Annotated in this window: 8 protein-coding genes; all 8 read left to right on the top strand. The window is 70.4% G+C overall.

Annotated elements, in window-relative coordinates:
- Window positions 1-2,253 (top strand): FUSC family protein (locus D7W79_RS30995; protein WP_338078831.1); only part of this gene is annotated, 2,253 nt, incomplete at its 5' end.
- 53 nt (window positions 2,254-2,306) lie between these two features.
- Complete coding sequence (locus D7W79_RS30990) at window positions 2,307-4,199, top strand: RICIN domain-containing protein (RefSeq protein WP_120528983.1); 1,893 nt, start codon at window positions 2,307-2,309, stop codon at window positions 4,197-4,199.
- Between the two features lie 165 nt (window positions 4,200-4,364).
- Window positions 4,365-5,489 (top strand): hybrid sensor histidine kinase/response regulator, encoded by a 1,125-nt coding sequence (locus D7W79_RS30985; RefSeq protein WP_244222067.1) that lies wholly within the window; start codon window positions 4,365-4,367, stop codon window positions 5,487-5,489.
- A 22-nt stretch (window positions 5,490-5,511) separates the two neighbouring features.
- The gene (locus tag D7W79_RS30980; protein ID WP_120528981.1) at window positions 5,512-7,134 is read left to right on the top strand and encodes an ATPase domain-containing protein; all 1,623 of its coding nucleotides are present in this window, start codon (window positions 5,512-5,514) and stop codon (window positions 7,132-7,134) included.
- Window positions 7,131-7,487, top strand: a complete 357-nt coding sequence (locus D7W79_RS30975) for a response regulator (RefSeq protein WP_120528980.1) — start codon at window positions 7,131-7,133, stop codon at window positions 7,485-7,487. Before D7W79_RS30980 ends, D7W79_RS30975 begins: the two co-directional genes overlap by 4 nt.
- 120 nt (window positions 7,488-7,607) lie before the next feature.
- Window positions 7,608-8,990 (top strand): MATE family efflux transporter, encoded by a 1,383-nt coding sequence (locus tag D7W79_RS30970; RefSeq protein ID WP_120528979.1) that lies wholly within the window; start codon window positions 7,608-7,610, stop codon window positions 8,988-8,990.
- Between the two features lie 162 nt (window positions 8,991-9,152).
- Window positions 9,153-10,376, top strand: coding sequence for a glutathione-independent formaldehyde dehydrogenase (locus D7W79_RS30965; protein ID WP_120528978.1), 1,224 nt, complete (start codon window positions 9,153-9,155; stop codon window positions 10,374-10,376).
- A 62-nt stretch (window positions 10,377-10,438) separates the two neighbouring features.
- Complete coding sequence (locus D7W79_RS30960) at window positions 10,439-10,819, top strand: response regulator (protein ID WP_158617088.1); 381 nt, start codon at window positions 10,439-10,441, stop codon at window positions 10,817-10,819.
- Window positions 10,820-10,992: the final 173 nt, after the last annotated feature.

The following is a 10,992-nucleotide window of genomic DNA, read 5'->3' as shown; positions in this document are numbered from 1 at the left end:
GCGTTGGCCTATGGGGGACGGGTGATTCGCCGTCAGTTGCTGGACCATGCCAGGGCCGTCGCCCGCTTCGCGCCCGTGCGGCCCGCGGTGAAGGCGGGCCTCCGGGCCGCGCTCGCGTTCTTCGTCCCCACCGTCGTGGGCACCGCGCTGCACCTGCCCGGCGCCCTGTGGCTCGCGGTGGGCGGCTTCAACACGTCCTTCGTGGACAAGGGCGGCTCCTACCACGCGCGCTTCCGCGCCATGGGCGGCACGGCGCTGGCGGCGGCGGTGTCCGCGGTGCTGGGCGGCCTGGCGGGAATGCACCCCATGCTGGCCATTCCCGCCACGCTCTTGTGGGTGACGGCGTGGAGCTTCGCGGGCGTGTACGGCGCCGCGGCGAACCTCACCGGCAACATCGCCGCCACCACCTTCGTCATCGCCCTGGGCCTGCCCCCGGCCACCGCGCTGGCCGCGCTGGAGTCCGGGCTGGCGGTGCTGGGCGGCTCCGCGTGGGCCATGGTGCTGTCGCTGGTGCTCTGGCCCATCCGCCCCTACCGGCCCGCGCGCAAGGCGGTGGCGGCGTGCTTCGACGCGGTGGCGGACTACGCGGAAGGGCTGTCGCGCACGGTGCAGGGCGCGCGCGAGGACGCGTGGCAGGCGCTCATCCAGGAGCAGCACGGGCGCATCCGCGAGCACCTGGAGCTGGCGCGCACCACGCTGGCCGCCACGCGCCAGGGCCGGGTCGAGCGCGGCCGGGGCGAGCGGCTGCTGGTGCTGCTGGAGTCCGCGGACGCGATGTTCATGGGGCTCATCGCCCTGGGTGAGCAGCTGGAGAGCCTGGGCCCGCCGGTGAGCGGCCCCGTGGGAGACCCTCGCGCGGCGGTGGCCGTGGCGCTGCTGGAGTGCGCGAACACGGCGCGGGACCTGGTGCGGCTGGTGGAGCAGGAGGGCCGCAGCCGCAGGCCCCAGCCGGAGTGGGACGGCCGCGCGCTGCGCGACGCGCTGGGAGACCTGGACGCGCGCGGCCTCATCACGCGCCTGGAGCGGGCGCGGCTGTCGGACATCGCGCGGCTGCTCGCGGAGCTGCGCGAGCGCGCGGACGTGGCGCTGGACACCGCGTGCCGGCTGCCCGGGCCGCTCACCCAGGCCCCGCCTCCCGCGCGTGAGCTGGCGGAGGAGTCCCACGCATCCCTGATGGACCCCGTGCGCGCGCACCTCACGCTGGGCTCGGAGGTGCTCCGGCACGCGCTGCGCGTGGGCGTCACCACCACGGCGGCGGTGTGGATCGCCAGCGTGTTCCGGCCGAACCACGGCTACTGGGTGACCATCACCGTCCTCACCATCATGCAGCCGTACACCGGGCCCACCTTCCTCAAGGCGCTCCAGCGGGTGCTGGGGACCGTGGTGGGCGGCCTGCTGGCCATCGCCGTCGCGTCGTGGCTCCAGAACCCATACGCGATGATGGGCCTGCTCTTCTGCACCGCGGCCCTGTGCGTGAGCCTCATCCCGCTCAACTACGGGCTGTTCACCATCTTCGCCACGCTCACCTTCGTGCTGCTGGCGGAGCTGGGCAGCGGGGACTGGACGCTGGCCCCGGTGCGCATCGTCAACACGCTCATCGGCGGCGCGCTGGCGCTCGCGGGCACCTTCTTCCTGTGGCAGCGCTCGGAGGAGGAGCGCTTCCCCGCGCAGCTGGCGGAAGCGCTGCGCGCGGACCGCGAGTTCTTCGACGTGCTGGCCCGCGCGTGGCGGCGGGACGAGCCCCAGGACACTGCGGCGCTTACCGCGGCCCGCCGCAAGCTGGGGCTGGCCACCATCAACGCGGAGGCGTCCTTCCAGCGGCTGCTCAACGAGCCGCGCTGGCGCACGGAGGCGGTGGAGCCGCTGATGACCCTGCTCGCCTTCACGCGGAGGTTCGCCGCCGTCTGCACCCTCCTCGCGTCGCGGCGCTCCGTGCCCTCCACCCCGGCGGTGCGGGAGGCCCTGTCCCGCTTCTCGCGGGCCGTGGACTCCAGCATGGAGGACCTGGCGGACGCGGTGCTCCACGGCCGCCGTCCCAAGCCCCTGCCCGCCTTCAACGCGCTCATCGGCTGGAATGACCCCACGCCCGACGAAGCCGGCGCCGCGCTGGGCGCGGAGGCGCCCCTGCTCCAGTCCCAGCTCGAACGGCTCGCGCGGCAGCTCATCGTGCTCCACACCGCCGCCACCCGCCGCCTGGAGGCAATGCCCCTCGCGGCGTCCACTCCGCAGCCATCCACGATTAACAGGCCATAGCAGAACAACTTGAATAGACTGCCGGGCTCCCCCTTCGCTGTCTGGAGCCCCGCATGTCCCCCTGGTGGTCCCGTATCCCCCTGCATGGCCTGCTGCTGACCGCCTCCGCCCTCCTTCCGCCCGCCGCGAGCGCGGCGAACGAGACCGTGCGGGTGTGGCTGACGACGACGTCGGGCAGCACGCTGTCGAAGAAGCTCAGCACGGAAGCGAACAAGGTCTTCGGCGCGGAGACGGGCAGCGCGACGGCCATCGACGTGAACGACGGCGTGACGTACCAGACCGTGGACGGGTTCGGCGGCGCGCTCACGGACGCGTCCGCGTGGCTCATCTTCAACTCGCCGCAGCGCACGGCCATCATGAACGACCTGTTCAGCGTGAGCGCGGGCGCGGGCCAGAGCGCCATCCGCCTGCCCATGGGCGCGTCGGACTTCTCACGCAACAGCTACACGTACGACGACACCTGCTGCGACCTGAATGACTTCTCCGTGGGCCACGACGCGGCGTACATCCTGCCGCTGCTCCAGCAGGCGCGCGCCATCAACCCGGAGGTGAAGGTGTTCGCGCTGCCGTGGAGCGCGCCCGCGTGGATGAAGTTCAACAACTCGCTCACCGGCGGCGGCTACCTGCGCAACGACCTGTACGGCCTGTACGCGAACTACTTCGTGCGCTTCGTGCAGGCCTACCAGGCCAACGGCGTGCCCATCCACGCGCTGAGCCCGCAGAACGAGCCGCACAACGCCAACGGCAGCTACCCGACGATGCAGATGGAGTCCAACGACCAGTCCGTCTTCACGGCCCAGCACCTGCGCCCCGCGCTCAACGCCGCGGGCTTCAACGGCGTGAAGCTGCTGGCGTGGGACCACAACTGGTACGACGGCACGGGCCCCGCGGGCTATCCGCATGAGGTGATGGCCTACAACGGCGGGCAGGCGCAGGGCGCCGTCGCGGGCGTGGCCTACCACTGCTACGAGAGCCCCGAGGGCAGCTACAGCGTCCAGTCCGCCTTCCACGACGCGTACCCCACCAAGGAGGTGCACTACACGGAGTGCACCGGCGGCTTCTGGGCCACCAACGCCGCCGCGAACCTGGAGTGGGCGCTGCAGAACAACCTCTTCGGGCCGCTGCGCCACTGGTCGCGCACGTCCTTCTACTGGAACCTCGCGCTGGACCCCAACCACGGGCCGCGCGTGGGCGGCTGCGCGGACTGCCGGGGCATGTTCACGGTGGACAACGCCAACGGCACGTACACGCGCAACGAGGAGTACTACGCGTGGGCGCACCTGGCGAAGGTGGTGCGGCCGGGCGCGGTGCGCGTGGGCGCGACGTCGCTGGGCAACAACAACATCGAGACGCTCGCCTTCCGCAACCCGGACGGCTCACACGCGCTGGTCGCGCTGAACTCCAACGACGGCGCCACGCTGTCCTTCAAGGTCCGCTGGGGCGGCCAGGCCTTCGAGTACACGCTGCCGCCGCGCTCGGTGGCGTCCTTCCAGTGGGGCGGGACGTCCGGCACGCAGGGCCCGTGGTACCGGCTGGTCAACAAGGCCACGGGGAAGTGCGTGGACATCGTGGGCCCGTCCGCGGCGGACGGCACCGGGCTGCACCAGTGGACGTGCCACACGGGCGCAAGCCAGCAGTGGGCCCTGGTGGCCACCGACAGCGGCTATTCGCGGCTGGTGTCGCGCTACAGCGGCAAGGTGGTGGACGTGGCGGACGTGAGCAGCGCGGACGGCGCGCGCGTGCAGGAGTGGTCCTGGGCGGGCGGCGCGAACCAGCAGTTCAAGCCGGTGGCCACCACGGGCGGCTACACCCGCTTCGAGGCCCGCCACAGCGGCAAGGTGCTGGACGTGAGCAACTGCTGGAGCAGCGGTGACGGCGCCACCGTCCAGCAGTGGGTCTGGGCCAACAACGACTGCCAGCAGTTCCGCCTGGAAGCCATGCCCTGAGCAGGGCCCCGCCGTCGGCCTGCATGGAAGAAGGCGGACGCCTCCAGCGCATGAATCGTCTGGCGGCCAACACCCGCCAGGATGCCGGGCACACTGCCACCAATCTTTTTGGATGCCAGTGGTTCCATTCGCCGCGCTCGCCCCCACTGTTCCGTTGCACGGCCCGTGAACACCTCCGATTCCCAGAACGCCCAGGGGACCCGTCCCGCCATCACGGTCCTCAACGTCAACGACGACCCGGCGACGCTGTACCTGCTGAGCCTCACGCTCCGTCAGGGCGGCTACCAGGTGCTCGAGGCCACCGGAGGACGCGAGGCACTGCGGCTTGCCCAGGGGCGGCCCGACCTGGTGCTGCTGGACGTGCACATGCCGGACATCGACGGGTACGAGGTGTGCCGCCGCCTGCGCGCGAGCGAAGCGACGCACGACCTGCTCATCGCCCACCTGTCGTCCGTGTCCGTGCGGCGCGAGGACCGCGTGCGGGGGCTCGCCCAGGGCGCGGACGCGTACTGGACGCGGCCGCTGGCGGAGGACGAGCTGCTCGCGAACATCGAGGCGCTCCTGCGCCTCCAGGCCCGCGCCCGGGACGCCGTGCGCGCGCGCGACCGGTTCCTCAGCATCGCCGCGCATGAACTGAAGACGCCCCTCACCGTGCTGCGCCTCAACCTGGAGCGCGCGGTGGAGATGGTGATGGACGACACGGAAGCGCACGGCCCCATGGAGAAGCGCCTCACCCCGGCGGTGCGCCAGCTCACGCGGCTGCAGAACCTGGTGGACAGCCTGCTGGACGTGTCGCGCCTGTCCACCCAGGACATCGCCCTGCAGGTGGAGACGGTGGACCTCTCCCAGCTGGTGCGCGAGCAGGTGGAGCGCTTCCAGGCCCCGGCCCGCAGCGCGAACGTGGACCTGGAGGCCGTCCTTCCCGACGCGCCCGTCACGCTCTTCGGCGACCCGCGCATGCTGGAGCAGGCCGTGGGCCACCTCTTGTCCAACGCCGTCAAGTTCGGCCAGGGCCGGCCCGTGAGGGCGCGCCTGTCCACGCACGACGGCCACGCGGTGCTGGAGGTGGAGGACCAGGGCGTGGGCATCGCGCCGGAGGACCACGCGCGCATCTTCCGCCGCTTCGAGCGCGTGCAGTCCGACGGCCGGTTCGAAGGACTGGGCCTGGGGCTCTACCTGGCCCGGGAGATCGCCGCCGCGCACGACGGCACGCTGAGCGTGAAGAGCGCCCTGGGCCAGGGCGCGTGTTTCGAGCTGAGGCTCCCCTTGCATCGCACGCAGCGGTACTGACGTTTCCAGAGGAGAAGGTTTCGTGAAGAGCGAAGACGCGGACGGGAGCAACAGGTCCGACGAAGGAAGGAGTCCGGCGAAGCGGCTCGTCACCAACGTGCCCCGGCTGGACTTCATCACCAAGGGCGGCCTCATCCAGGGGTCGTCCTACGCCATCATCGGTCCGCCGGGCTCCGGCAAGACGGTGCTCGCGAACCAGATTGCCTTCCAGCACGTGAAGAACGGCGGCAAGGCGCTCTACGTGACGCTGCTGTCGGAGTCGCACGGGCGCATGCTGGAGAACCTGTCGCAGATGACGTTCTACGACGCCAGCGTCATCCCGGACCGGCTCCAGTACCTGAGCGGCTACCGAGACCTGGAGCGCGACGGGCTCAAGGGGCTGCTGGAGCTCTTGCGCAAGAACGCGCAGGCGCACGGCACCACGCTGCTCATCATCGACGGCATGGACGCGGCGAGGGAGTTCGCCCGCTCGGACCTGACCTTCAAGCGCTTCCTGCAGGACCTGCAGACCTTCTGCAGCATCCTGGGCTGCACCACGCTGCTGCTCGCCCCGCACCACGAGGGGGAGATCCACCCGGAGAACACCGCGGTGGACGGCATCTTCGAATTGTCCCTCTGGCTGCACGGGCCCCGCGCGGTGCGCGAGCTCATCGCCATCAAGTTCCGCGGCGGGCCGTCCCTGCTGGGCCGCCACGAGGTGGAGATCTCCGAGCAGGGCATCGTCATCCACCCGCGCACGGAGGTGCAGTTCGCGCACCCCGCCGCGGAGGGGCGCGAGGACCGCATCCGCATGCCCTTCGGCATCCCCCGCCTGGACGAAGCCCTTCATGGGGGCGTGCTCTCCGGCTCCACCACGCTGCTCCTGGGCGCGCCCGGCACGGGCAAGACGCTGCTGGGGCTTCACTTCCTCCTCCAGGGCGCGCGCGAGGGCCAGCCGGGCGTCTACTTCGGCTTCTTCGAGACGCCCCCCCGCCTCATCGAGAAGGCGGAGGGCACCGGCATGGGGGACCTCAAGAAGTACGTGGACGAGGGCCTCATCGAAATCCAGTGGCAGCCGCCGCTGGAGCACAACCTGGACTCGCTGGCGGAGCGGCTGCTGGAGCGCATCGAGGAGCGCAAGGTGGACCGCCTGCGCCTCTTCATCGACGGCGTGTCCGGCTTCCGCTCCGCCGCCGTGTACCCGGACCGCATGGGCCGCTTCTTCTCCGCGCTCACCCACCAACTGCGGATGATGGACGTCACCACGCTGTACTCGGATGAGACGCCCCTGTTCAGCCCCGGCGTGGAGATGCCCCAGCCGGAGGCCGCGTCCACCGTGGAGAACGTCATCCTGGTGCGCTACGTGGAGCTGCGCTCGCAGCTCTACCGCCTGCTCTCCATCATGAAGATGCGCGAGAGCGCCTACGACAGCGCCATCCGCGAGTTCTCCATCAGCGAGGAGGGCATCCGGGTCGCGGACACCTTCGAGAGCGCGGAGAGCATCCTCACCGGCCACGCGCGCATCTCCGGCGGCGAGTCCTCCCGGCCCGCCAAGGTGAAGGCCCCCCTGGGCGTGCGCAAGAAGCAGGGCCGGAAGGCCTCCGCGAAGAAGAGGTCGGCCGCGAAGAAGGCCCCGGCGGGCACGTCCCGGCGGAGGCGGTCATGAAGACCGTGCTCGTCGTGGACGATGAGCAGGACATCGCGGAGGCCATCCAGGCCATCCTGGAGGAGGAGCAGCTGCGCGTCGTCACCTGCGGCAACGGCCGCGAGGCGCTGGCCAGACTCAAGGAGGAGAAGCCCGACCTGGCCATCATCGACGTGATGATGCCGGTGATGAACGGCTACGAGACCATCGACGCCATCCGCAAGGACGCAAGCCACCGCTTCCCCATCCTCGTCATGAGCGCCATCCAGCCGCCCCGGGCGAAGGCCGAGGAACAGCGCTGGGACGGCTTCCTCAAGAAGCCCTTCTCCCTGCGAGCCCTGGTGGACACCGTGAACCGGCTGACGTCGTCGTAGGTCCAGCTCTCACTTTTCAAACGCAAAGCACTCGCGCCAGGCAGGCAGCCGGCGCGGGTGCTTCCGGTTGAAATCGAAATATCGCGCGCGCACAGTGGGGTCACCTGACGCGGCGCATCCATGCACACTGAAGTCGAGACGCACTCCCAGCGAGAGCCCGGCCTGTTCCGGCTCACCTGGCCCATCTTCTTCGAGCTCTTCCTCTTCATGCTGATGGGCACGGCGGACACGCTGATGCTCAGCGGTGTGTCGGACGCCGCCGTCTCCGCGGTGGGCGTCGTCAATCAGTACGTCTTCATCTGCATCCTGGTGATGGAGGTGGTGAGCCACGGCGCGTCCATCGTCGTGTCCCAGTACCTGGGCGCGAAGCGGAGCGCGGAGGCCGCGCGCATCGCGGCGCAGGCCATCACGATGAACTTCCTCCTGGGGCTCGCGGTGAGCGGCGGGCTGCTCCTGTCCGCGGACGCCATCCTGGGGCGGATGAACCTGGAGCCCCGGACGCTCGCGTACGCGAGCACCTACTGGCACATCGCAGGCGGCTTCCTGTTCCTGCAGGCGCTCATCAACGTCTTCTCCAGCCTCATCCGCACGTACGGCTTCACGCGGCAGTCCATGTTCGTGGCCCTGGGCATGAACGTGGTGCACGTGCTGGGCAACTGGGTGCTCATCTTCGGGCACTTCGGCATGCCGGCGCACGGCGTGGCGGGCGCGGCCATGTCCACCGTCTTCAGCCGCGCGATGGCGGTGGGCGTCTTCGCGTGGATGCTCTGGCGGGTGATGGACGTGCGCATGCGGCCCGCGAACTTCGTGGCGCTCACACGTGAGTACGTGCGGAAGATATTGCGCGTGGGCGTGCCGTCCGCGGTGGAGCAGCTGACGTACCACGCGTGCCAGACGGTGTTCCTGTACTACGTGACGTACCTGGGCCCGGTGGCGCTCGCCTCGCGGCAGTACGCCAACGCCATGTCCCAGTACGTCTTCCTGTGCAGCCTGGCCATCGGCATGGGCACGTCCATCCTCGTCGGAAGGCTCGTCGGCGCGAAGCGCTCGCAGGACGCATACGCGCGCGTGCTCCAGAGCCTCAAGTGGAGCATCGGCATCACCGTCGCGGTGGACGTGACGGCCATCCTCTTCCGCGAGCCTCTCATCCGCCTGTTCACGCACGACGGCGACATCCTGCGGCTGACGTCGCAGGTGCTGGTGCTGAGCCTGCTTCTGGAGACGGGCCGCTCGTTCAACCTGGTGCTGGTGAACGCGCTGCGCGCCGCGGGTGACGCCACCTTTCCGGTGATGATGGGCGTGCTGTCCATGGCCTGCATGAGCCTGCCCCTGGGCTACTACCTCGTGTTCCACCTGGAGCTGGGCCTGGCGGGCGTGTGGCTCGCGGTGGCCGCGGACGAGTGGACGCGCGGCCTGGCCATGTGGCTGCGCTGGCGCAGCCGCGCGTGGGAGCGGCAGTCGCTGGTGTCCCCGGTGGAGGCGCCGGCGGTGCTGGCGCACTGAGCTTCACGGCCTTCTCGCTGGCGGGTGCGGGCCCTTGAACGCGCGCCCGCCTCGCACGCCTGCACGGGGCGTCCGGGCGTGCAATTTCCACAGCCGCTTCCGGTGGACGCGCCGCGTCCCATCCTTGGTGGGCCGCGTCACGGCACAACCCGGGAGAGGCCCATGCTCGCCGTCGTCTACAAGCAGAACAGCCAGGTGAAGGTGGAGGAGGTGGAGGACCCCAAGCTGGAGGCGCCCACGGACTGCGTCATCCGTGTCACCTCCGCCGGTATCTGTGGAAGCGATCTGCACATGTACGAGGGCCGCACCGCGTCCAAGGCCGGACAGGTGTTCGGCCACGAGAACATGGGCGTCGTGGAGCAGGTGGGCCCTGGCGTGGTGAGCATCAAGAAGGGCGACCGCGTGGTGCTGCCCTTCAACATCGCCTGCGGCACCTGCTTCGACTGCGTGCGAGGCCGCACGGAGGCCTGCCTCGTCGCCAACCCGGAAGCGCCGCACGCGGGCTACGGCTACGCGGGCATGGGTCCGTACCGGGGTGGACAGGCGGAGCTGCTCCGCGTGCCCTGGGCGGACTTCAACTGCCTGAAGGTGCCCGGGCAGCCGGGCGACGACCTGGAGGACGACTTCCTCCTGCTGTCCGACGTCTTCCCCACCGCCTACCACGGCACCGAGCTGGCGAACGTGCGGCCCGGGGCCACGGTGGCCGTCTTCGGCGCGGGGCCCGTGGGCCTGCTCGCCGGCTACTGCGCGCTCTTGCGCGGCGCCTCGGAGGTGTACGTGGTGGACAGCGTCCCGGAGCGCCTGGCCAAGGTGAAGGAGATGGGCGCCATCCCCATCGACTTCACGAAGGGCGACCCGGTGAAACAGATCCTGGACCTGCGCCGCGGCAACCCGCTCATCATGGGCGCGCTGCGCCCCGGTGAGGAGAAGGCCCTGGGGGTCATGTGCGGCATCGACGCCGTGGGCTACCAGTCGCGCGACATCCAGGGCGCGGACGCGCACGGCGGCCGGGAGAAGCCCACCCAGGTGCTGGAGCAGCTGGTGGAGCTGGTGAACCCCACGGGCTCCATTGGCGTCGTGGGCGTCTACATGGCCCCGGACCCCGGCGCTGCCAACGAGAACGCGAAGCAGGGCATCTACCCGCTGCCGTGGGCCAAGGTGTTCGACAAGGGCATCACCGTGGGCACCGGCCAGACGCCGGTGAAGCGCTACAACCACTTCCTGCGCGACCTCATCATCGCGGGCCGCGCCAGGCCCGGCATGATCGTCAGCCACCGCCTGCCGCTGCAGGACGCGCCGGACGCGTACCGGAAGTTCGACGCCCGCAAGGACGGCTACACCAAGGTCATCCTCAAGCCCCAGCTCAGCCCCAAGGCCCGCGCCTAGCCACGCGCGCCCCAGGCCCCGGGTGTGCACGCCCCGGGGCTTCGGGGGTATAAGGTTTGACCGTGGACGCCCTGGACAAACCCTCGACCTTGCTGGTGGTCGAGAGCTACGACGACCTGCGTGAGGCCCTGGCGGCCCTCCTGGTGCTGGAGGGTTACACGGTGCTGTCCGTGGCCACGGCCACGCAGGCGCTGGACGTGCTGGGCCGGCTCCCCCACAGCCCCGCCCTGGTGCTGCTCAGCCTGATGCTGCGCAACCCGGAGGACCAGCGCTTCCTCTCCCGGCTGCGGAACCTGGACCTGACGTCGCGGCTGCCGGTGCTGGCGCTCACCGCGGACCCGGACCTCCAGGCGCCCCCGGCCGGGACCGTGTGCCTCCTGGGCAAGCCGGTGCGCACGGAGGTGCTCCTGGCCGCCGTGGACCGCTACCGGACCCGGCACTGAGGGCCCCGCTCCAGGCGCCGATGTAGGCGTGGAAACGCCGCAACTCCGAGCGCCAAGGGTCGATAATCCATCAACGTCCACCGTCTCGGTGGTTCGAGGGGGAGACCCGACATGACCAGAATCGGCGAGTCCATTGGCGGCGCCATCGCGGCGCGAGTGAAGCAGGCCCTGAC

Origin of the sequence: Corallococcus exercitus, assembly GCF_003611585.1 — a bacterium.
In the GTDB taxonomy this organism is placed as follows: domain Bacteria; phylum Myxococcota; class Myxococcia; order Myxococcales; family Myxococcaceae; genus Corallococcus; species Corallococcus exercitus.
Note: the sequence above shows the minus strand (reverse complement) of the source record. Positions and strands in the feature narration are given on the sequence as shown.

Coding starts and splice junctions, on each gene's coding strand:
- D7W79_RS30990 (WP_120528983.1), top strand. CDS start 2,307: ATGTCCCCCTGGTGGTCCCGTATCCCCCTGCATGGCCTGCTGCTGACC.
- D7W79_RS30975 (WP_120528980.1), top strand. CDS start 7,131: ATGAAGACCGTGCTCGTCGTGGACGATGAGCAGGACATCGCGGAGGCC.
- D7W79_RS30970 (WP_120528979.1), top strand. CDS start 7,608: ATGCACACTGAAGTCGAGACGCACTCCCAGCGAGAGCCCGGCCTGTTC.
- D7W79_RS30965 (WP_120528978.1), top strand. CDS start 9,153: ATGCTCGCCGTCGTCTACAAGCAGAACAGCCAGGTGAAGGTGGAGGAG.